The 20,217-nt window shown below is 50.9% G+C and carries 24 protein-coding genes and 1 pseudogene; 5 read left to right on the top strand and 20 right to left on the bottom strand.

Going from position 1 to position 20,217, the window contains the following annotated elements; genetic code table 11:
- Positions 1–182 precede the first annotated feature (182 nt).
- The gene (gene waaF / locus ACMYUL_RS11060; protein WP_415770542.1) at positions 183–1,208 is read left to right on the top strand and encodes a lipopolysaccharide heptosyltransferase II; all 1,026 of its coding nucleotides are present in this window, start codon (positions 183–185) and stop codon (positions 1,206–1,208) included.
- Positions 1,209–1,226: 18 nt separating this feature from the next.
- Positions 1,227–1,382 (top strand): annotated as a pseudogene (locus ACMYUL_RS11055) (IS5/IS1182 family transposase); the annotation flags it as partial.
- Positions 1,383–1,581: 199 nt separating this feature from the next.
- Here ACMYUL_RS11055 and hscB read toward each other — a convergent pair.
- Positions 1,582–2,088, bottom strand: a complete 507-nt coding sequence (gene hscB / locus ACMYUL_RS11050) for a Fe-S protein assembly co-chaperone HscB (RefSeq protein ID WP_415770540.1) — start codon at positions 2,086–2,088, stop codon at positions 1,582–1,584.
- Between the two features lie 82 nt (positions 2,089–2,170).
- On the opposite strand from hscB, the gene ACMYUL_RS11045 reads away from it, so the two are divergent.
- Positions 2,171–2,392, top strand: coding sequence for an alternative ribosome-rescue factor A (locus ACMYUL_RS11045; RefSeq protein WP_049223989.1), 222 nt, complete (start codon positions 2,171–2,173; stop codon positions 2,390–2,392).
- On the opposite strand, the gene iscA is transcribed toward ACMYUL_RS11045, so the two are convergent.
- The 10 genes from iscA to iscR all read right to left on the bottom strand — a co-directional run bounded on the left by iscA (position 2,352) and on the right by iscR (position 7,795).
- Positions 2,352–2,672: an iron-sulfur cluster assembly protein IscA gene (iscA, locus tag ACMYUL_RS11040; RefSeq protein ID WP_009312130.1), complete on the bottom strand. Its 321-nt coding sequence runs from the start codon at positions 2,670–2,672 to the stop codon at positions 2,352–2,354. The genes ACMYUL_RS11045 and iscA overlap by 41 nt on opposite strands.
- 60 nt (positions 2,673–2,732) lie before the next feature.
- Complete coding sequence (locus tag ACMYUL_RS11035; protein WP_415770538.1) at positions 2,733–3,329, bottom strand: hypothetical protein; 597 nt, start codon at positions 3,327–3,329, stop codon at positions 2,733–2,735.
- A gap of 14 nt (positions 3,330–3,343) precedes the next feature.
- Positions 3,344–3,592, bottom strand: coding sequence for a recombinase RecA (locus ACMYUL_RS11030; protein WP_415770536.1), 249 nt, complete (start codon positions 3,590–3,592; stop codon positions 3,344–3,346).
- Between the two features lie 267 nt (positions 3,593–3,859).
- Positions 3,860–4,246, bottom strand: coding sequence for a Fe-S cluster assembly scaffold IscU (gene iscU / locus ACMYUL_RS11025; RefSeq protein ID WP_415770534.1), 387 nt, complete (start codon positions 4,244–4,246; stop codon positions 3,860–3,862).
- 38 nt (positions 4,247–4,284) lie between these two features.
- Positions 4,285–4,887 (bottom strand): Fic/DOC family protein, encoded by a 603-nt coding sequence (locus tag ACMYUL_RS11020; RefSeq protein WP_415770532.1) that lies wholly within the window; start codon positions 4,885–4,887, stop codon positions 4,285–4,287.
- A complete protein-coding gene (locus ACMYUL_RS11015; protein WP_415770530.1) occupies positions 4,884–5,069 on the bottom strand; it encodes an antitoxin VbhA family protein in 186 nt (61 codons plus the stop codon). The genes ACMYUL_RS11020 and ACMYUL_RS11015 overlap by 4 nt, the downstream gene beginning before the upstream one ends.
- Positions 5,070–5,119: 50 nt before the next feature.
- Complete coding sequence (locus ACMYUL_RS11010) at positions 5,120–5,248, bottom strand: hypothetical protein (protein ID WP_002234986.1); 129 nt, start codon at positions 5,246–5,248, stop codon at positions 5,120–5,122.
- Positions 5,249–5,427: 179 nt separating this feature from the next.
- On the bottom strand, positions 5,428–6,120 hold the full coding sequence (locus tag ACMYUL_RS11005; protein WP_415770528.1) for a hypothetical protein: 693 nt from the start codon (positions 6,118–6,120) through the stop codon (positions 5,428–5,430).
- Positions 6,105–7,319, bottom strand: coding sequence for an IscS subfamily cysteine desulfurase (locus tag ACMYUL_RS11000; RefSeq protein WP_415770526.1), 1,215 nt, complete (start codon positions 7,317–7,319; stop codon positions 6,105–6,107). The genes ACMYUL_RS11005 and ACMYUL_RS11000 overlap by 16 nt, the downstream gene beginning before the upstream one ends.
- Positions 7,320–7,348: 29 nt before the next feature.
- Positions 7,349–7,795: a Fe-S cluster assembly transcriptional regulator IscR gene (gene iscR / locus ACMYUL_RS10995; protein WP_003764827.1), complete on the bottom strand. Its 447-nt coding sequence runs from the start codon at positions 7,793–7,795 to the stop codon at positions 7,349–7,351.
- 352 nt (positions 7,796–8,147) lie between these two features.
- Between iscR and ACMYUL_RS10990 the strand changes: the two genes are divergently transcribed.
- Positions 8,148–9,320: an alpha-hydroxy acid oxidase gene (locus tag ACMYUL_RS10990; protein WP_003779169.1), complete on the top strand. Its 1,173-nt coding sequence runs from the start codon at positions 8,148–8,150 to the stop codon at positions 9,318–9,320.
- Positions 9,321–9,423: 103 nt separating this feature from the next.
- On the opposite strand, the gene ACMYUL_RS10985 is transcribed toward ACMYUL_RS10990, so the two are convergent.
- On the bottom strand, positions 9,424–10,410 hold the full coding sequence (locus tag ACMYUL_RS10985) for a tRNA dihydrouridine synthase (protein ID WP_415770524.1): 987 nt from the start codon (positions 10,408–10,410) through the stop codon (positions 9,424–9,426).
- A 137-nt stretch (positions 10,411–10,547) separates the two neighbouring features.
- Here ACMYUL_RS10985 and xerC point away from each other — a divergent pair, with 137 nt between their 5' ends.
- Positions 10,548–11,702, top strand: coding sequence for a site-specific integrase (xerC, locus tag ACMYUL_RS10980; protein WP_415770522.1), 1,155 nt, complete (start codon positions 10,548–10,550; stop codon positions 11,700–11,702).
- An 82-nt stretch (positions 11,703–11,784) separates the two neighbouring features.
- Here xerC and ACMYUL_RS10975 read toward each other — a convergent pair whose 3' ends face one another.
- From ACMYUL_RS10975 to ACMYUL_RS10940, 8 genes are all read right to left on the bottom strand, one after another.
- Positions 11,785–12,294, bottom strand: coding sequence for a hypothetical protein (locus ACMYUL_RS10975; protein ID WP_415770521.1), 510 nt, complete (start codon positions 12,292–12,294; stop codon positions 11,785–11,787).
- An 11-nt stretch (positions 12,295–12,305) separates the two neighbouring features.
- The gene (locus ACMYUL_RS10970) at positions 12,306–12,779 is read right to left on the bottom strand and encodes a D-Ala-D-Ala carboxypeptidase family metallohydrolase (RefSeq protein ID WP_003757702.1); all 474 of its coding nucleotides are present in this window, start codon (positions 12,777–12,779) and stop codon (positions 12,306–12,308) included.
- 138 nt (positions 12,780–12,917) lie between these two features.
- The gene (locus ACMYUL_RS10965) at positions 12,918–13,193 is read right to left on the bottom strand and encodes a hypothetical protein (protein WP_003757700.1); all 276 of its coding nucleotides are present in this window, start codon (positions 13,191–13,193) and stop codon (positions 12,918–12,920) included.
- A complete protein-coding gene (locus ACMYUL_RS10960) occupies positions 13,190–13,615 on the bottom strand; it encodes a hypothetical protein (RefSeq protein ID WP_003757696.1) in 426 nt (141 codons plus the stop codon). The genes ACMYUL_RS10965 and ACMYUL_RS10960 overlap by 4 nt, the downstream gene beginning before the upstream one ends.
- A gap of 63 nt (positions 13,616–13,678) precedes the next feature.
- Entirely contained in the window at positions 13,679–14,050 is a 372-nt protein-coding gene (locus ACMYUL_RS10955) for a hypothetical protein (RefSeq protein WP_240600288.1), read from the bottom strand.
- Between the two features lie 67 nt (positions 14,051–14,117).
- Complete coding sequence (locus tag ACMYUL_RS10950) at positions 14,118–14,324, bottom strand: hypothetical protein (RefSeq protein WP_049224973.1); 207 nt, start codon at positions 14,322–14,324, stop codon at positions 14,118–14,120.
- Between the two features lie 16 nt (positions 14,325–14,340).
- On the bottom strand, positions 14,341–14,787 hold the full coding sequence (locus ACMYUL_RS10945; protein WP_415770517.1) for a hypothetical protein: 447 nt from the start codon (positions 14,785–14,787) through the stop codon (positions 14,341–14,343).
- A 70-nt stretch (positions 14,788–14,857) separates the two neighbouring features.
- Positions 14,858–20,182, bottom strand: a complete 5,325-nt coding sequence (locus tag ACMYUL_RS10940) for a phage tail protein (protein ID WP_415770515.1) — start codon at positions 20,180–20,182, stop codon at positions 14,858–14,860.
- Positions 20,183–20,217: the final 35 nt, after the last annotated feature.

Here is a 20,217-nt window from a genome sequence, read left to right as displayed (position 1 = left end):
ATATTAAGGGTTCGATTTTTATTCAAAACCCTTATTCAGTCAACATGATGCCGCTGATTTCAACCCGCTTTTTCAGACGACCTCCCGCCCTTGAGACAACAACACCGTCAAACCGCACTCGCCAACCCCATGCGCCTTGGTTTCCTATACAATATCGCGCAATACAAACCTACCCTACCACCATGTCCCAAAAAATCCTCATCATCACCCCGAGCTGGATCGGCGACTGCGTCATGACCCAGCCGCTTTACCGCCGCCTGCATGAACTCCATCCCGGCTGCACCATAGACGCATTCGCGCCCAAATGGTCGATGGCGGTGTTCGAGCGTATGCCCGAAATCAGCCGCGTCATTGAAAACCCGTTCGGACACGGCGCGTTGGATCTGAAAAAACGCTGGCGCATCGGGCGCGAACTGGGCAAACAAGGTTACGACCAAGTCATCGTCCTGCCCGGCTCGCTGAAATCCGCCCTCATCGCCTTCGCCACCGGCATCAAACAGCGCACCGGCTACGTCGGAGAATCGCGCTATCTGCTGCTCAACGACATCCGCAAGCTCGACAAAGCCGCCCTGCCCCTGATGGTTGACCGCTACACCGCCCTCGCCCATCCGACGCAGGCGGACTTCAACGGACATTCCGACAACCCGCGTTTCACCATTTCCCCAGAAAGCCGCGCCGCCGCCCTTGCCAAATATGGCTTAAACACGGACAAACCCGTTCTCGCCTTCTGTCCGGGTGCGGAATACGGCCCTGCCAAACGCTGGCCCGCGCGCCATTTCGCCGAACTCGGCCACCGCTATCTGGCGCAAGGCTGGCAGGTTTGGCTGTTCGGCTCGCAAAAAGATTTCGACATCGCCGAAGAAATCAACCGACTTTCAGACGACCTCTGTACCAACCTTTGCGGCAAAACCAACCTTTCCGAAGCGATTGACCTGCTTTCCTGCGCCGACACCGTCGTCTGTAACGACAGCGGCCTGATGCACCTCGCCGCCGCCCTCGACCGCAAACTCGTCGCCGCCTACGGCTCGTCCAGCCCCGACCACACCCCGCCTTTGAGCCAAAAAGCCAAAATCATCAGCCTGCACCTCGAATGCTCGCCCTGCTTCAACCGCGAATGCCCGTTGGGACACACCGACTGCCTGAACAAACTGACGCCGGACATGGTTCAAAAAGCGGCGGAGGAATTGGCGGAAACGGAATCCGAATAAGTCATCAACCTATAAGCCCTGAATCGCAAACGATATAGTGGATTAAATTTAAATCAGGACAAGGCGACGAAGCCGCAGGCGGTACAAATAGTACGGCAAGGCGAGGCAACGCCGTACTGGTTTAAATTTAATCCACTATACAAAACCGCATTTATCGGTTTGCCACTTCACCGCCCTGCATTAAAAGAGCCGCCATACGACAAAAGGTCGTCTAAAACCTTACTCCGGTTTTCAGACGACCTTTTATAGTGGATTAAATTTAAACCAGTACGGCGTTGCCTCGCCTTGCCGTACTATTTGTACCGCCTGCGGCTTCGTCGCCTTGTCCTGATTTAAATTTAATCCACTATAGATTCGCTCAAAAGCTTTGTCTTCAATCTTGCAATGCGGCGGCAATTTCGTTGCGCAGTTTGTTTAAAAACCTGCCGTGGCGCACCCATTGTGCAGCGGCTTCATAGTCATTTCCTGCAAAGGCAGTCCGCAAATCTTGATACAGCTTGTCTTGTTCGCCGCTGATTTCTTGGTCCAACGCGCGCAGGGCTTCGTTGTTTTGCTCCATTTGCGCATCCATCAGCGTTTCGCGCCATTCCATTTGCTGCATGAGAAATTCGGGAGCGAAAGAGGTATGCTCCGGCGCATCGGCATCAATGCCCTGCGCTTTCAAAAGGTACGCGGCGCGGTCGATGGGATTTTTCAAAGTGCGGTAGGCATCGTTGATGGTGGAAGACATCATCACTGCCTGCTTTTGCTCGAAGGCGGAAGCGGACGCGAATTTGTCGGGATGAAAACGGGCAGCCAAGGCGCGGTAGGTTTGCTCCAAGCTTTCGGCATCGATATCGAAAGCGGGTTCAAGCTGGAAGAGTGTGAAATATTGGGACATGGCGGGATAATTAATGTGAAATTTTCGGCAGAAACCCGATTTTGCCTTATAATCCGCTGATTCTTAACCCAAAGGACTGAATATGAGCAGTAAAGTACAGCACAATAAAGGCAAAATACGCGACAATGCTTTAAAAGCCTTAGTGAAATCCGATTTGTTCCGACACAAGGTGGAACGGAAAAGAAAAGGCAAAGGCAGCTACAACAGACAGGAAGCGAAAAAATGGCGGGACGGTTTTGATACTGTCCCGCCATTTTTATGTCTTAAACGTGGAAGCTCTCGCCACAGCCGCAAGAGTCTTTGACATTCGGGTTTTCAAATTTGAAACCCTCCTGCAAGCCTTCTTTGGTGTAATCGACTTGCGTGCCGTCCAGATAAACCAAGCTTTTCGGGTCGATATAAACCCGCGCGCCGTGTTCTTCGAAAACCAAGTCGTCCTCGTTCGCTTCATCGACAAATTCGAGGTTGTATGCCATGCCCGAGCAGCCGCTGGTTTTCACACCCAAGCGCACGCCCAAGCCTTTGCCGCGTTTGGTCAGGTAGTTGTTGATGTATTTGGCTGCGTTTTCTGTGATGGTAATCAAAATATTTGTCCTTTTTATATAGATTGAAAATACTTGTTTTTAGGTCGTCTGAAACCCGAGTTAATTTTTCGGTAAACTGCGGCGCCGCTGACGATACAGCAAGACCGCCCAAATCAGCCAAATACCCAGCCAAACGGGGAAGAGTGCTAACAGACTGAGCCAGCCATAAATACTGCCTGTCCAATTGAGGTTGAACGGCGTACGGAATGCAGAATCCAACCCAGTCCGAGAGACTATATACACCCGTGCAGTTTTACCCCGTATCTCAGGACGCAAAGACAAGATTTCCACTTCGATATGATTTAACCCGACAGGCGTGTCCGTGCACTCAAAGCAACGGACATCTATCCATCGTCGCACATGTGCTGTACTTTTGCTTGTGCTTTGTGGCGTATAGACCTGATAAGTAATGTCGTCAGGCGAGGATTCCACACTCGCTTCATGCGATTTCGCCTGCCCAGATTCACGCTCAATCGTGATAAGGGGCGGTTGACTGTTTTGGAGCGCAACGTAGGATAATTTTACCCGTATACCTTCCTTTAAAACAATGTCTTGCGCAGGAGGATAGTAATTCACAACTGCAAATAAAACATATCCGACCAGCAGTATCAAACTATATGTGTAAAACAGTATTTTCGCGATACCGCATTTTCCCATTTATCTAACCTTGTTCAATTTTCCGTTGCCTGTTGCTGCTGCGCCCAAGTAACGGCAGCCTGTATGGCTGCACGGGCCTGCGGACTGTTTTTCCAACAGGTCGAGCCGGTCAATTTCGCGCCCTGTTCCAAAACATCGTCCAAATCCGCTGCCGCCAGCGTGGCGACATCATCCAAACCCATTTGCTGCAAACGCTGCAATACGGTTTTGCCTATGCCTTTGACGGCAAGCAGGGATTGGACTTCTTCATCGGTAAAAGGCATGTTGTCTCCTTTGATCTTGCAGGCATATCGACTAAATATAAGCCTGCGGCTCATTGCCCTCTCCCTAACCCTCTCCCGCGGGGAGAGGGGATAGATTGGCAGGCAGTCCCCAATTTGGGGACAACTTCAAAAGGATTAAGTTTCTGTGTCCTTGACTTCCCTCATCCAAGAGAGAAGGGAACAAGCCGTCGGGTTTGTTTTTCCGAAACCCCTAGGGCTTTCAGAAATCCTACAAACGTCCGCCGACAAAGCGCCCGCTGAATCAGGTTATTTGTTTTCCTGACGTTTGCGATAGTCGGCAACAGCCGCTTTCACCGCATCTTCAGCCAAGATGGAGCAGTGGATTTTTACCGGCGGCAGTTCCAGTTCTTCGGCGATTTCGCTGTTTTTGATTGCCAGCGCGTCATCCAAGCTTTTGCCTTTGACCCACTCGGTAATCAGGCTGGACGAAGCGATGGCCGAGCCGCAGCCGTAAGTTTTGAATTTTGCATCTTCGATGATGCCGTCGTCGTTTACTTTGATTTGCAGGCGCATGACATCGCCGCAGGCCGGCGCGCCGACCATGCCGGTGCCGACAGATTCGTCGTTTTTATCGAAAGTACCGACGTTACGGGGGTTTTCATAGTGATCGATTACTTTATCGCTGTATGCCATGATGTGGTTTCCTTAAAATATCGTAGTTTGTTGATGTTTTAGTCGTCTGAAAAAGACGATTGTTCTAAATTGTCTAAAATTAATCGTGCCAATAAACTGCTATCGGCATGGTATGCCTGAATACAGGCTTGAATCATTTGTTCGGCAGAGATATTTTGCCAATGTATCTGCAAACCGTTTTTCATTGCCAATTGCGTTATAAACAGACGCAATGTTCTGCCGTTTCCTTCGCGGAAAGGATGTAGGACGTTCAACTCGCCCAAATAATAGGCTGCACGCTCTGCAAACTTATCTTTATCCAAGCCCTGCAAATAGTTTTCGCTTCGCAGCTTCTCTAAAAGTTTACGGCTTTCGTTTTCGATAAAAGCAAAATTGGCAAAACGGGTATTACCTTTGGAAATATCAATCCGCCGGATTTCACCCGCCCAATCATAAAGATCGCCGAACAGTTCGCGATGAATGGTCTGTAAATGCGCCAAATCGAAATTACCCGTAATGGGTTGCAAAAGCAGATATTGGGCTCGAACGGCGGAAAATTCTTTTTCAGCGGTTTCCAGCAATTCACTATCTTGGATGGAGAGCTTGTTTTTAAATACGCCCCCATTCATATAAATAGCGTCTTCTCCGCCGTATTTGTTCATTTTTCCGCCATTCTTTGTTTGATGCCGTCCAAAGCGTCATCCAAGCTGATTTCGCCTTCTACCAAACGCTGCATATCATGTATGGTCTCCGGGCTAATGTTCAACTGCTCCATCCGCCATGAGCCGATAATGGAATGCGTTGTTTGCGGCAAATGATGCTGTTCCTGAATTTGTAGGGACATGGGATTCCTTATTTTGCTTACGAACAATATTTCAGACGACTCCTGCTGCCTTAGATTTTGCACGCGCCGCCTTCGCAGCCGTCGTCGTTTTCCGAATCGACGCCGCCTTCTACGGTAACGCCGTCAAAATCTTCAAGCAGGTTGTCGAGATTGTCCAAATCTAAATCTTGTTCGTTCATGTTTTTGTATCCTTGATTTTAATGTGGTGGCTTTTAGGTCGTCTGAAAAGGTCTCTTGGGATTTTCAGACGACCTTTTTATTTATAGGTAGGTTGGGTTGTTAAACCCAACATTTCGGGCAGATTGATAGGCTTGTTGGGTTTTCAACCCAACCTACGCTTGTTATTACAATTTTTTCATCAGCCATTTACAAAAGCACATTCCAAAATTGTTTGTGTTTTCCCGTTAACATTAATCGGTTTCAGTTTTGCTTGCAGGGTTTCGTATTCTTCTAAAATCAAACTGTATCTTCGAACAGGGCGGTATTTTCCTTTTAACACTTTGCGTGCCTGTTCCGGAGGTACATCCAACAACAAACGGGTGTAGCTGTAACCTGCAGTTTCTAATTGGAATGTCTGGCTGATATGAACCACAGGCAAGCCATAGTAAGTACCGCTGAGTTTCAAACGGGTTTGATCAAGAATGAACGGTTCTCCATCTTCACTAAACTCCGCGCGGTGCAAAGTCATCGGCGGATGCGCAAGACTGCGGTAAGTCTTTGGCAGATTGACTCTATTGGGATAATTCAACCGCAGGTTTTGATATTTAGAGTCCTTATCACTCCAGTCGTGGCTTACATCACTAAATGACTCCAACAGGTTTACCAAACGTTTATCGAATTGGCAGCCGTTTTCAAATGATTTAAATATAGTTGACCAATCGGGTTGTGTCTGTGCTGAAACCAGCGGGGCAGAACATAGCATCAGACAAGAAAGTAAGTAGCGTGTTTTATTTTTTATAGTCATTTTTAGTATTTTTCTGGAAGGAGGTCGTCTGAAAAGGTCTTTTAGGATTTTCAGACGACCTTTTCTCTTTGTTAATGCGCCGCCCATTCAATCGAGTTCAAATCAATTCCATCTTTGAACATTTCCCACAGCGGCGACAGTTCGCGCAGTTTGCCGATTTTGGATTTGATCAGTTCTGCTGCGAATTGCACTTCTTCTTCGGTGGTCATGCGACCGAAGGTGATGCGCAGGGATGAGTGTGCCAGTTCGTCGTTGCGTCCGAGCGCGCGCAGGACGTAGCTGGGTTCGAGCGAGGCGGAGGTACAGGCGGAGCCGCTGGATACGGCGAGTTCTTTTACCGCCATAATCAGGCTTTCACCTTCGACGAAGTTGAAGCTGACGTTCAGGTTGTTCGGGGCGCGGTGTTCGAGGTCGCCGTTGATATAGACTTCTTCGATGCCTTCGATGCCTTTGAGGAAAATGTCGCGCAGTTTGCGGTAGTGCGCCATGTCTTGCTCGAGTTCTTCTTTGGCGATGCGGAAGGCTTCGCCCATGCCGACGATTTGGTGGGTCGGCAGGGTGCCGCTGCGGAAGCCGCGTTCGTGGCCGCCGCCGTGCATTTGGGCTTCGAGGCGGACGCGGGGTTTGCGGCGGACGTACAGTGCGCCGATGCCTTTGGGTCCGTACACTTTATGACCTGACATGGACAGCAGGTCGATTTTGGCGGCTTCAACGTCCACAGGCACTTTGCCGCAGGCTTGGGCGGCATCGACGTGGAAGATGATTTTGCGTTCGCGGCAGATTTCGCCGATGGCGGGAATGTCTTGCACTACGCCGATTTCGTTGTTCACCCACATCACGGAAATCAGGATGGTGTCGTCGCGGATGGCGGCTTTGAGTTCTTCCAAATCAATCAAACCGTTTTCTTGTACGCCGAGGTAGGTTACTTCGAAACCTTGGCGTTCGAGTTCGCGCATGGTGTCGAGCACGGCTTTGTGTTCGGTTTTGACGGTGATGAGGTGTTTGCCTTTGGTTTTGTAGAAGTTTGCCGCGCCTTTGATGGCAAGGTTGTCGGACTCGGTCGCGCCGCTGGTGAAGACGATTTCTTTGGGATCGGCGTTAATCAGGGCGGCGATGTTGGCGCGGGCTTTTTCGACGGCTTCTTCTGCTTCCCAGCCGAATGCGTGGCTGTTGGATGCGGGGTTGCCGAAGGTTTCGGTCAGATAGGGAATCATTTTTTCGGCAACGCGTTTGTCAACGGGGGTGGTGGCGGCGTAGTCGAGGTAAACGGGGGTTTTGACGGTCATGGTTTGCTCTTTCTTTTTCTGTAATGTACTTAATGGATATGTGTAAATTGGATGACGTGGCTGCCGTCATCGCTGTTTTTCTGTTCGATGATGCTTTGCAGGGTAACGCTGCTGAGGTAATCGTTGATGGTTTTGTTCAGGTTTTCCCAAAGGTCGTGCGTCAGGCAGGGCGCGCCGTGGTGGCAGTTGGCTTTGCTGCTGCATTGGGTGGCGTCCAGCTTGTCTTCGGCGGCGGAAATGATTTGGGCGATATTGATTTGGGCGGGAGGGGCGGCGAGGATGTAGCCGCCGCCGGGGCCGCGCAGGCTTTCAACCAGCCCGGCACGCCGCAGTTTGCTGAATAGTTGTTCGAGATAGGAAAGCGAAATGCTTTGGCGTTCGCTGATGGCGCTGAGTTTGACAGCGCCGGTTTGCGCGTTCATCGCCAAATCGATCATGGCGGTAACGGCAAAACGCCCTTTTGTGGTCAGTCTCATGGTAGGTGCCTGTGTCGGCTTTTTTATAGTGGTGCGATTGTCTAATATCTGAGTGATTCAGTCAAGTATATTCGGGCATCTCCCGATTGTTTGTTTAAATGACTGTGCGAATTGATTTTTATCTCCCTAAAGATTTCTCTTTTTTTATCTGAAACTTGAATCCGAGGTCGTCTGAAAAGTGCTATTACCCCGCTTTTGGCGGGGTTAAAACCATTTGCTTTATAATTGCGATTGATATAGATTATCTAATTCATACTAAATCATTATGGTATTGTAAAAGGTCGTCTGAAAACGCCCTACCCGTTTCAGACGACCCAACCCATAAGCAACCCCTTAACAGAGGCAATCAACAATGAAACGCGATTTGAGCAAAATGACCTGTATCGAAGACCTGCGCCTTGTCGCCAAGCGCAAAATGCCGCGCATGTTTTACGATTACATCGATTCAGGTTCTTGGACGGAAACTACCTACCGCGAAAACACTTCGGATTTCAAAGACATCCGCTTCCGACAAAAGGTATTGGTCAATATGGAAGGTCGTAGTTTAGAGACCAAAATGATCGGTCAGGATGTGAAAATGCCGGTAGCGATTGCGCCGACGGGCTTTACCGGCATGGCGCACGCTGACGGCGAAATCTTGGCGGCGCGGGCGGCGGAGAAGTTCGGCATTCCGTTTACGCTCTCGACCATGTCCATCTGCTCGATTGAAGACGTTGCCGAGAACACCAGCGCGCCGTTTTGGTTTCAGCTTTATGTGATGCGCGACCGCGAGTTTATGGAAAACCTGATTAAGCGCGCGAAGGATGCCAAATGTTCGGCATTGGTATTGACCGCCGATTTGCAGGTTTTGGGCCAACGCCACAAAGACATCAAAAACGGCCTGTCCGCACCGCCGAAACCGACCATCGCCAATTTAATCAATCTGGCGACCAAGCCCGAATGGTGCATGAAAATGCTGAACACGGAACGCCGAACGTTCCGCAATATCGTCGGACACGCTAAAAACGTCGGCGATTTGTCTTCACTGTCTTCGTGGACGTCCGAACAATTCGACCCGCGCCTGAGCTGGGACGACGTCGCCCGCATTAAAGATTTGTGGGGCGGCAAGTTGATTATCAAAGGCATTATGGAACCTGAAGATGCGGAAAAAGCAGCGAAAAGCGGCGCGGACGCATTGGTCGTTTCTAACCACGGCGGCCGCCAGCTCGACGATACCGTATCCTCGATCAAAGCCTTGCCCGACATCGTCAGCGCAGTCGGCAGCGACATCGAAGTGTGGATGGACAGCGGCATCCGCAGCGGTCAGGACATCCTCAAAGCATGGGCTTTGGGCGCAAAAGGCACGATGATAGGCAGGGCGTTCCTCTACGGCTTGGGCGCATACGGCGAAGAAGGTGTTACCCGCGCGCTGGAAATCCTGTATAAAGAAATGGACGTCTCCATGGCGTTTACCGGCCATCGCAATATTCAAGACGTTGACGCCAGCATCCTGCAAAGCACGCGCTGGTCAAACGATAAGTTCTGATTGTTTTTAAACACCAAACCGGCGATTAAACAAATTAACTGCCGGTTTGCTTTTTCATATAAAAAGGTCGTCTGAAATACGGTTTCAGACGACCTCATCATTATCAGGCATTCATCTTGTCTTCAAATGCAGCCAAAATCCGCGCGACTTCTTCCGCGTCTTTGACCGCCCTTACCGCGTCAAACAATTCCTGAGCTTCTCCAAATTCTTTCTTCATCATGCCCAGCCATTGTTTCAGGCGGGCGACGGGGTATTTGTTGTTCGCTTCTTTGGCGAGACACAAATGGAAAAATTGGTTTATCCACACCGAAACTTCGGCGAAATCGGTATCGCGGACGGTTTCGCCGTTTTCGTATTGTTTGATTTGGCGCGCCAAATCGGGGCGGATGACGGCGCCGCGGCCGAGCATGACGCTGTTGCAGCCCGTCATCTCTTTAATATCGATATAGTCTTTGAGGCTGAACACGTCGCCGTTGGCGGTTACGGGGATGGCGACGTGTTCGCGGATTTTGCGTATCCATTCCCAATGCGCGGGTGGTTCGTAGCCTTCGACTTTGGTGCGGGCGTGTACGGTTAGGGCGCAGGCTCCGCCTTCGGCGATGGCGGCGGCACATTCGAGCGCAAGGCTTTTGTCTTCGTAACCGAGCCGCATTTTGCCGGTAAGCGGGATGTGTTCGGGCAGGCGTTGGCGCAGGGTTTTGACGATATAGTGGATGAGGTCGGGCTCTTTGAGCAGGACGGCTCCGCCTTTGTGTTTGTTGACTGTGGGGGCGGGACAGCCGAAATTGAGGTCGATTTTGTCCGCGCCGAAGCGGACGGCTTCCAAGGCGTTGACCGTCATATTGTCGGCATCGCTACCCAAAAGCTGGACGGTACAGGGCGTACCGGCGGGGGTCTTGTTGCCGTTGGCGATTTCGGGGGCGTATTTGAGCCAGGTGGAACGGGAATGGACGGTGTGGGTAATGCGGACGAACTCGCTGACGCATTCGTCGTAGCCGCCGATACGGGTCAGCAAATCGCGCATCACATCGTCCACCAGCCCCTGCATCGGAGCAAGCACGATTCTGCATTTTTCTTTAAATTCAGTCATTTGATTGTTTTCATTAGATTTTATTTAATTTTTAAAAGTGTTTATTTTGTATTATTCCGCCCTATTTCTGCACGTTTTAGCATTTTCAATGTACCATATATGCACCATTTTTATTTAATTTGGATATGGTGCAAATAATGGGAACGATAACAAAACGAACCAATCCGTCAGGTGCCATCGTATATCGGGCGCAGATACGGATTAAAAAGGCGGGCTACCCTGATTTCTCGGAAAGTCGTACCTTTTCTAAAAAGGCTATGGCGGTCGAATGGCTGAAATTAAGAGAGGCAGAGCTTGAAATGCACCCTGAACTGCTTTTCCGCGAGAAACGGCAAACATTATGCCCTACCCTTCGGGAGGCCGCCAAGCGGTATGCGGACGAGGTGCGAACAGAGTATAGTGATTCGAAGTTCAGGACACTGAATTTCGTGATGAATTTTGAGATTGCCGACAAGCGCATCGATCGGTTGCGGCGCGAGGATTTCACGTCTTATGCCTTTATCCGCCAACGCGGATCGGATGAATTGGGTCTGCTTCCGGTCAAGCCATCCACCATCAATTCAGACCTGCAATATTTGCGCTCGATTTTGAAGCATGCCCATTTTGTTTGGGGCTATCCAGTTACTTGGTCTGAAATCGATATTGCGATTGAAGGCCTACGGCGCGCGCGGGTCATTGGCAAAGCGGAAAAGCGCGACAGACTGCCGACATCAGAAGAATTGCAGAAGCTGACAGATTACTTTTATTTTTCGTGGAACCGCAGAAGCTCGAACGATATGCGCGTGCCTATGCACCTGATTATGTGGTTTGCCATATATTCCTGTCGCAGGCAGGCAGAAATCGGACGGCTGGCATGGGCGGATTTGGATTTGGAAACGCGTCAATGGCTGGTAAAAGATGTAAAACACCCGCGCGGAAGCAAGGGAAATCATAAGAAATTTGAAGTCAGGGACGAGTTAATACCGCTGATAGAGGCTTTGCAGAGCGAGAAAATCAGAAGACAGATGCAGGGAAATCCCGATTTGCTTTTGGGCGGGTATCAATCGAAAACAATCAGCGCACTATTTACCAACGCCTGCCGCGCCTTGCATATTGAAGATTTAAGGTTTCACGATTTACGGCACGAAGGAGCGACGCGCCTTGCCGAAGACGGGCTGTCCATCCCGCTGATGCAGCAGGTTACGCTACACGGGGATTGGGAAAGCATGCGGGTTTATACCAATATACGCCGCCGCCCGCGCCGGCTCGATTTTGCCGAAGCAATGTCCAAAGCGTCTGAAAATTCCTCTTGATGGCGCATCGGCGCCGTCTTATTCGATTAAATGCTGAAACCGCCCGAACCTGTAATCTTTTCTTACAGGTTCGGGCGGTTGCTTATTCGGCACGCTGGCTGCTTACTGCATGACCATATGCCTGCCATTCCCTTAAATCGGCTGCATGTCCGTCGGCTGTTTCTGCCAGTCCTGCATATTTTTCAGCGCACTGTCCGAATAATAGCCAGCCTTGGGAATCTGACGCGCCATGAGATGCGGGGGCGGCGGTAGTGGTTGCGGGCAGGTTTCTGCTGCGATTTTGGGCGGCGGCGTAGTGGCGCAGGCGGTTAAGCTCAAGACGCATAGCGGCAACAGTTTTTTCAGCATTTTGTTTTTCCTCTTCTAATTTGGTTTGTTGTTCGGCAAACGCGGCGGCAGCCTTCTGCTCGGCAGAACGCGCCTGCTTTGCCTGCTCGATATAGCCGTCTTTCAGACGATTGGAAATTTCGGCAGCGGCGGCCTCCCGTCCCATGCGGTATTTTTCGGCACGGTCGAAATGCCATGCGGTAAAAATCAGGACTATCAGCAGCAACACGCCTACCTGCTTCCAGTATTTCAATAAAATATCCATTTCAGACGACCTCAAGGATGCAGCCCGGGCAGATACACGGTTTTGCCGTTTTTCTTGGTTGCGGTCAGTATCTGGTTGCGTTGTGGGCTGCTGCGTCGGAAACCGATGTGTACCCATGCGCCGTCCCCGCGCTCGGGAAATTCGAGTATCAACTGGTCGAATTTCAGCGCGCCTTCATCACGCATTTTGATTAATAGTTTGGCAAATGCCAGCGAGGTCATGCCCGATGCGTCGCAATCGGCGGCAAGTCCGTGTCGGTGCGCCGATGTCGGGCTGCCACCGACCAATTTGTTCACCCGCTCGCTGCGGAAGCAGCTTGTTACGATAATCGGGCGACCGACGTATTCGCGGATTTTTTCAAGCTGCTGTGCGGTGTAATAAATGTTGTCCATTTCGGCGGGCGACGGTTCGTTCGGCACTCCTGCGCGACGAGCGGTTTCACTGCGTGTCAACTCGCGCAGACTGAAATTTTTGGTAACTTGCATTTCGGTTCTCCATGTTCTTTTCAAATAAAAAGCCGCCTAAACAACAGGCGGCTATCTCAATAATTCTGCATACAAAGTTTTGATACAAAAACGCCGCAAAGCTGTATGCTCCACGGCGTTTTACTTTTTTCAGGCAAACTATTTCAAACCATGCCGATGCTGCCATTTGACAACCCGTACCGAACGGCTGCCGAAATATACACAGGCGGCAATATCCATCATAAATTTGCCTAAGCTCGGCGTCAGTCCGTAAGCAAAGACTATGTAAAAGGTATAGATCGCTCCACCTAAAAAGGCGAGATACGCCCACGCCTCCGGCGACAATGCACTCCATTTGCGCCCATTCAGACGACAAATCATCAAGTACGCCGAAATCAGTGATGGGGCGGCAGAAAGAATCAAAAGTAATTTCATTTTTTCGGTCTCCACGGCAGAAGGTTCAGCAGCCACTCCACAATATCGTCTGCATGCTTTTCGAACGATGGCCAGACGGCGCGGGCAAATCTCAACAATACCTGCCACAACAAGCCGACAACGACGGGGGCAAAGGCATGTGCAAACTGTATGCGCTGCTCACCCAGCGACGGATGGCTGCCAACTACTTCGCCGATTAAGAAATGCGTCAGCGGTGGGGCAAAAGCGCCACCCAAAAGCCCGCCGATAACGATATAGGCCACCACCATCCAGCGGCTTTTCGGCTCGCTTATCATCGTTACCGCCGCCGAAGCCACCGCGCCCAGCACGACTGCATCGACAGGCATCCCCAACAGATGACCTGCGCCGACCACGCCGCCAAAAGTATAAACGGCGGCAGGGGTAATAATCGGTTCAGACATTTTCTTTTCCCTTATGCGAAGGTCGTCTGAAACTGTTTTTCAGACGACCTTCCGTGTTATGAATCAGATGGCTGCTTCAGGCAAATCGGCATAGACCAACTCCGCGCCGGTCAGGCTGTTGGCGGAAATAGGCTGACCGTAGGCATCGACCGCACCCTCTTCAACCGCCGCCACAACAGCCTGGTATGCCCAGTCCAATACATCCGTACCGCGCGGCGGCACGCCCGGAATATTCAACTGCATCGAACCGACCGAACGCCCGCGACGTTCAAATGTCGATTTGCGTACATAGCTGTCTAACGACACCACATTAAAGCCGGTTGCATAATCCAGCGATATATGTCGGATGACGTGAAACTCGGCAGAACTGTCGGTTTCGGTATCGATGATTTCACGGTTGATTCCGACGATGATTTGATTTTTGTCTTTTGACATGATGGTTTCCTTTGGATAAAAAAAGACCGTCTGAACCATTCAGACGGTTTCGGTTTTGCAGCCGTATCTATTTCCGTTTCCGAAAATGACGGTAGAAAAGGATACAGGCTAAAAATAAAGGCAGCAGAAAGCGCGCATAGGGATACCACGGATGGTCTGCATGCCAGTATCCGTGCCGTCCCTGTGGAACGGTATCATAGCGGTAACGGTCGGGGAAAAAGTTGATCCAAACCGTTACTGCCAGCCATAAGGCTATATCCCTGACTGCTTTCATTTACTTCTGCTCCTGTTTAAATTCCCAGCAATTCGATTTCAAAGCGCGAACGCCAACGGGATTGCGCGGTTACGATGCAGACTTTCAGACGGCGGTCTTTTACAGTGTACTTTAACCAGCTTTCGTAAAATGCCTCAAGGACTTTAACGGCATTATTAACCTTGCTTTGCTTCAACACTTTAAACACTTCATCACGGGTTTTACTTTTCAGATAGCTTCCAAACGACGAATTCCCAAAAATAAGCGGAATTTCGTTTGGCGCAAGTTTGACAATACTTCCTGCAATACCGTCTGCCAACACCGCCATCGGCTTGATGCGCTCATGGCAGGTCGCAATTTCGTCAAACATCTTGTCCGCCATATCAACGACGGTTTCGGTAATTTGACCGGGTTGCACCTTGACGGCTCCGTCGAATAAAGCGTTAATGATTTTAACATAGGCTGTACGTTTTGCCTGATCCATAATAAACCTCCATAAAAAAAGCCCACCCTCAGGCAGGCAGAAAAAAGCCGCCCTTTCGGACGGCTAAAATTTAAACAATAAGACAGACGATACCCGATAAATCGCCCAGGGGCGAATAATCAAAATTGCCGCTAATGCGGCAGAGGATATGCAACGAATGCGCTGCACCATCGATACCCTTCTGGAAAGATATACTGCCTATCTTTGGCAGATGGAATGGGACGGAAAAACTAAGAGGCACATCTTGCGGAGTCCTCATATACAACGGCGGTCCACCCGGAACCCATACGGAAAATTTTTCGTTACGCTCTATCCTCTTTTCAGGCGACTGAATCGTAACCTCCCGCTGAATCACACCATCCATGTACAGTTGCAGGCTGACAACCGCACCGTTTTCTGCAACAGCAAAAACAGGCGGTACGATGACCGTCCGACGTGCTTTTCGGCTATCAGGGATTTGGCATATCAATTCCTGATAGCCTAATGGCGACTGCTTCAGCTCAAACGTCCTGACCGCCACGACATCTCCGATGATATTAGCGGCCTCCAAATCCACAGCTTCGATTCTCGCACCACGTATCGTACCGCCGTTGATCAGACCTGCATTGACGGTTGCACCATTCAACGTCGGTGCCTCGACGGTTAGGTTGGCGGCAAGATGCTTCGCCAAGACGGAACCTGAAGCAAACAAATCACCGTTCAACGCCTGCTTCGCCCTGCCGTTTTCGATAACGGTAACGAAAGCGGGCGTAACCGTCTTATCTTTCGGATCGACATAAGCAACTTTATCTGCCATCAGGAGGATTTCGCCGCTTCCCGTCTTTCCATCGGCTCCCAATGCAACCCCTGCAACTGCACGACGGCCGCCTGCTATTGCCTCAGTCTTCAGCGTGTACAAAGACTGTATTTTCCCTCCTATCTCTGCAACAGCAGAACTGGCCTGCTGAACTTTAGCCGATAACGCCGATAAAGCAGACGTATCGGCGTTACTGTCCTCCGGCGCGGGACTCCAGTCAGTTGCTACCGTTCCGCGCTCCAGCTTCACATTAGAAACCTTGATGGATTCCGATGTTTGGTATCGTGCCTGCACAATCAACCCGCGGACGGCCTTCACATCTTTCGCCACCGTATGTTTTGCAACCAGACGACGCTTCAGCGTCTTCGGTGCATCTTTGACTGCTTCGTCATACCATGCACTAAAATAGCCTATCGTGTTGTCCGAATAAGTGACAGAAAGCTCAACACCGATGCGCGGATACGGTTTGCCGTACATGGACGTCGCATTAACAATATCGAGATCACAAGCAATAATCAGCGCGTCCCCTTGTTTTAAATCCAAACTTGAAGACACATCCAATGTAACGGATTTGGTCTGATTGTTGCCGCTTACCGTAAGAACCTTATCCGCCGCAGCCGTCGATAAGGCATAGTTCCGTCCGCCGACCTCAACATTCTCCAGCTTTGCCGTCAACGTGTTGATTTCAGACGACCGGGCAGCATCATTTCGACTGACGGTTTCTGCAAGACGGTCAATTTTTGCCGATGCCGTATCCGAGTAGGACTTGGCATCCGCCAAGGCTTTATCTGCTTTGGCTTTGGCATCTGCCGCCGCTTCGCGCTTGATTTGTGCATCTTTGGCTGCCGCATCGGCAATTGCCGCCGCCTTGGCCGCATCAGACTTGTTCTTGGCATCCGCCGCCGCTGCCGCCTGTGCTGCATCTGCTTTGGCCTGTGCCGCTCTTTCTGCCGCCGCCTGTGCTGCATCTGCCTTAACTTTGGCATCTGCCACTGCCGCTGCAACCGCCGCCGTTTTGGCATTATCAGCATCACGCTTCCATTCTGCCGACAATGCGCTGCGGGCGATAGTGGCAACTTCGTCCTTCTCTGCCTTGGCAGTCTGCAAGCGTGTGATCTCTGCCTGATTTCCGGATGCTACTGCCTTAGCTGCACGAATTTCTTCGGTTTGCGCCTTATCGGTTTCAACCTGTGCTGCTTTATAGGCAGTCAATTCAGCCGATAAAGCCGATAACGCAGACGCATCGGCGTTACTGTCCTCCGGCGCGGGACTCCAGTCAGTTGCTACCGTTCCGCGCTCCAGCTTCACATTAGAAACCTTGATGGATTCCGATGTTTGGTATCGTGCCTGCACAATCAACCCGCGGACGGCCTTCACATCTTTCGCCACCGTATGTTTTGCAACCAGACGACGCTTCAGCGTCTTCGGTGCATCTTTGACTGCTTCGTCATACCATGCACTAAAATAGCCTATCGTGTTGTCCGAATAAGTGACAGAAAGCTCAACACCGATGCGCGGATACGGTTTGCCGTACATGGACGTCGCATTAACAATATCGAGATCACAAGCAATAATCAGCGCGTCCCCTTGTTTTAAATCCAAACTTGAAGACACATCCAATGTAACGGATTTGGTCTGATTGTTGCCGCTTACCGTAAGAACCTTATCCGCCGCAGCCGTCGATAAGGCATAGTTCCGTCCGCCGACCTCAACATTCTCCAGCTTCGCCGTCAACGTGTTGATTTCAGACGCCCGGGCGGCATCCTGACGTGTTACGGTTTCCCGCAATGCCGAAATACCGCTTTCTGCATTACCAAGTCTGACAGCCAGTGTTTCACGCGCCTGCGCCTCGGCTCTGTCGCCATCGGTACGGGCTTTTTTTTCGGCTTCCAGCCCGGCGGCGGTATTGCCTTGCGCAGACGTAACAGTTTGGATTTGCTGCGCCTGCTGCTCATTGACAGCTTCTGTTGCGGCAATACGCGTACCGATTTCGGATGACTTTCTGGCAAGCTCGGCAGTGCGGGCAGACGATTCTGCCTGTATTGCCGCCGTCCGCGCCCGTGCTTCCTCCTGTAAGGCTTTAGCACGTTCCGCTGCCTCTGCTGACACTTTCAATCCCGCTGCCGCAGCCATATCCCGATTCAGCGTATCTATCAGCTCCCTGCTTAATGCAGACTTCCCGATTGCCCCCTGAATCTGCTGCACTATCGGCGCAGGATTGTTGTCTGCCCTACCCTGTACGGCAGCGGTAAATTCCCCCGTATTTCCTGCAATATCACGAATGCGCACCCAGAAATAATAAACGTCGGCAACGCCGACGCCGGTTAAGGTATAGCTGTTTTGCGGATACGCCAGCGACGCGAGTTTCGTTGCCGTCTGAAGATTGTTGGTCTTGCTATACCACAGCTCGGAAACCAACTCGGAAACAACGGTTTGCGGCAACACCCAATCCACGGCCACAGACAGTGTTTTCGGCGTCGTCCTCAATCCGGTAACTGCATAGTCGATACTCCAAGCCTTAACCAACGGTGCAGACAGTACACCCCGTGCATTACGGCCGCGTATTTCCGCCCGATAATTTCCGTTCGGCAGATTTTCCAGACGAATTTCCGCTGTCTGTGCATCAGGGATATGGCGGTATAGGCTGTTGTTACGGTAAATCTTAATATCGTAAGTTAAAACCTGACCGTTTGCGGCCAGGTTGTCCCATGTCATCACAACTGTCCCACCGTCGGTATTGACAGCCGCATCGGTCAACACAGGGGCGGTGTTGTGCAGCGTGGTAATTTCATGGTCAAAATGCGCAAAACTATCCACAGCAGCATATTTTTTCGGGTCATGCAGCAACGCGGTAACGGTATAAGTACCCGCATCCGTATTCTCTTTGATGCCGATGGCACGGTAGAGGCGCGGCTTGACTTTGCCGGATAAAACCCACGTATCGCCAGCCTGCAACGGCACCTCACGCTCCAAAGTAACCTTATTGCCTGCTGCCGCAGTTATCTTCGCTGATTTCAGACTACCGCCTTCAGAATAAAACACCAAGGCTCCGACCGCATCGGATACAGGTCGATCCAGCGTCAGCACATTGCCCGAAATGGCGGCAACACGTCCAGACAACTCTGCACCCGCGTATTGATTGTCCATAATCTGCACGATGTCGTAAGGTAGATGCTTCAACCCCTCACGCCCGATTTCAAACGTTACAGCGTTCTGCTGCCGCAACTCAGTTTGCAGCGTCCATGCGCCGAAACGTGCCGCCTGCCCGCGCGAATCGCAGCCAAACGCAGTAATCTGCTTGATATTCAAACCATAGCGGGCGATGGCTTCGTTGTCGGCTACATATTCTGTTTTAGCGCGATAGCCATCGTATTTGTCTATATACTGCACATGAACAGCAGTATGAATGGACTTCAACGCTGCACCCGCATAATTAAACAGGCCGTCTTTAACATTGGCATTGGTATATTGCGCCACCGGATCGGCGTCGGCATCCATGACGACGGATACTTGCTGTCCGTTCCAAACCGGTAAACCGGTAAAGACGCTGGCAAGATTGTTCAAAAATTCACCTGCCTGCATCAGGTCGGTAATATAGGCATTGCAGACGAAACGCGGCTCTTTGCCGCCGAAGCCGTCATCGACCGGCTCGTCGCAATATTTCCCGATTTGGTACAGACTCCATTTGTCTATGTCTGCCACATTCAGACGACGTGCCAGCGTGGAAAATCTCGGCTGGGTCAGCACATCGTAAAAAACCCATGCCGGGTTGTTTGTCCATGCGGTTTTGAAACTGCCATCCCATGTTCCACCCGTATATTGGCGGGTTTCAGGATTGTAATTGGACGGCACTTTGACCAAGCGGCCTTTCATCAAATAATTGCGACGCGGAATCTGATTCCCGAATTGCGCCGAATCAATCGACAATGCCGCAAACGCGGTATGCGGATAGCTCAATTTCGCATCAACGATTTCAACGTAGGACGAAAAATAGGTATTGTTGCTGACCTTATCGGTCTTGGAATCAGGCGAAATTCGGAAAACACGGATATTGAACGGCACTTGCGGCACTACATCAAATTCGACATCCTGATAATATGTCCCGCTGGATTTTTCATTGAAACGCACCTGATTTGATGCCTGCACACCATTGCTGTTTATCAACTCAACACGCATTAAGGTATCTGCAGGCACGGTGTCGCCATTGTCTTCAACCTGCGCATTCCGCTCGACAGCGACCGTAATCCGCAAACGGCTGACCAATTCGTCGGTGACGGCGCGAACAATCGGCTGATTCTGCTTCACCGCAGCCGAAACGGCTACGGTGCGCTCGGAAGCATCGAAACCCGGAACATAGGACTGGTCTTGCTCGCCACGCTGGAAATAACCCGTAACTCCATTAAAATTGTAGCTGCCGTCGGAGTTTTGGACAGGAGTGTCATCAAAATACACGCTTTTGAACGGTGCATCATCGCCGTTGGCAAACCCCGAAACCACACCTTCGGATACCGCATCAATAATCCGCAGCGACTGGGCGCTGGATAAACTGTTTGGGGCTTCATAAGGTGTCCGTTGTCCTCCGCCCGATTTGCCGCCCATACTATTTCCTTTCCTGATTCAAAACCTTACTTCAC

This window comes from Neisseria sp. CP9 (assembly GCF_047758525.1).
GTDB lineage: Bacteria > Pseudomonadota > Gammaproteobacteria > Burkholderiales > Neisseriaceae > Neisseria.
Note: the sequence above shows the minus strand (reverse complement) of the source record. Positions and strands in the feature narration are given on the sequence as shown.

Coding starts and splice junctions, on each gene's coding strand:
- waaF (WP_415770542.1), top strand. CDS start 183: ATGTCCCAAAAAATCCTCATCATCACCCCGAGCTGGATCGGCGACTGC.
- hscB (WP_415770540.1), bottom strand. CDS start 2,088: ATGTCCCAATATTTCACACTCTTCCAGCTTGAACCCGCTTTCGATATC.
- ACMYUL_RS11045 (WP_049223989.1), top strand. CDS start 2,171: ATGAGCAGTAAAGTACAGCACAATAAAGGCAAAATACGCGACAATGCT.
- ACMYUL_RS11035 (WP_415770538.1), bottom strand. CDS start 3,329: ATGGGAAAATGCGGTATCGCGAAAATACTGTTTTACACATATAGTTTG.
- ACMYUL_RS11030 (WP_415770536.1), bottom strand. CDS start 3,592: ATGCCTTTTACCGATGAAGAAGTCCAATCCCTGCTTGCCGTCAAAGGC.
- iscU (WP_415770534.1), bottom strand. CDS start 4,246: ATGGCATACAGCGATAAAGTAATCGATCACTATGAAAACCCCCGTAAC.
- ACMYUL_RS11020 (WP_415770532.1), bottom strand. CDS start 4,887: ATGAACAAATACGGCGGAGAAGACGCTATTTATATGAATGGGGGCGTA.
- ACMYUL_RS11015 (WP_415770530.1), bottom strand. CDS start 5,069: ATGTCCCTACAAATTCAGGAACAGCATCATTTGCCGCAAACAACGCAT.
- ACMYUL_RS11010 (WP_002234986.1), bottom strand. CDS start 5,248: ATGAACGAACAAGATTTAGATTTGGACAATCTCGACAACCTGCTTGAA.
- ACMYUL_RS11005 (WP_415770528.1), bottom strand. CDS start 6,120: ATGGGCGGCGCATTAACAAAGAGAAAAGGTCGTCTGAAAATCCTAAAA.
- ACMYUL_RS11000 (WP_415770526.1), bottom strand. CDS start 7,319: ATGACCGTCAAAACCCCCGTTTACCTCGACTACGCCGCCACCACCCCC.
- iscR (WP_003764827.1), bottom strand. CDS start 7,795: ATGAGACTGACCACAAAAGGGCGTTTTGCCGTTACCGCCATGATCGAT.
- ACMYUL_RS10990 (WP_003779169.1), top strand. CDS start 8,148: ATGAAACGCGATTTGAGCAAAATGACCTGTATCGAAGACCTGCGCCTT.
- ACMYUL_RS10985 (WP_415770524.1), bottom strand. CDS start 10,410: ATGACTGAATTTAAAGAAAAATGCAGAATCGTGCTTGCTCCGATGCAG.
- xerC (WP_415770522.1), top strand. CDS start 10,548: ATGGGAACGATAACAAAACGAACCAATCCGTCAGGTGCCATCGTATAT.
- ACMYUL_RS10975 (WP_415770521.1), bottom strand. CDS start 12,294: ATGGATATTTTATTGAAATACTGGAAGCAGGTAGGCGTGTTGCTGCTG.
- ACMYUL_RS10970 (WP_003757702.1), bottom strand. CDS start 12,779: ATGCAAGTTACCAAAAATTTCAGTCTGCGCGAGTTGACACGCAGTGAA.
- ACMYUL_RS10965 (WP_003757700.1), bottom strand. CDS start 13,193: ATGAAATTACTTTTGATTCTTTCTGCCGCCCCATCACTGATTTCGGCG.
- ACMYUL_RS10960 (WP_003757696.1), bottom strand. CDS start 13,615: ATGTCTGAACCGATTATTACCCCTGCCGCCGTTTATACTTTTGGCGGC.
- ACMYUL_RS10955 (WP_240600288.1), bottom strand. CDS start 14,050: ATGTCAAAAGACAAAAATCAAATCATCGTCGGAATCAACCGTGAAATC.
- ACMYUL_RS10950 (WP_049224973.1), bottom strand. CDS start 14,324: ATGAAAGCAGTCAGGGATATAGCCTTATGGCTGGCAGTAACGGTTTGG.
- ACMYUL_RS10945 (WP_415770517.1), bottom strand. CDS start 14,787: ATGGATCAGGCAAAACGTACAGCCTATGTTAAAATCATTAACGCTTTA.
- ACMYUL_RS10940 (WP_415770515.1), bottom strand. CDS start 20,182: ATGGGCGGCAAATCGGGCGGAGGACAACGGACACCTTATGAAGCCCCA.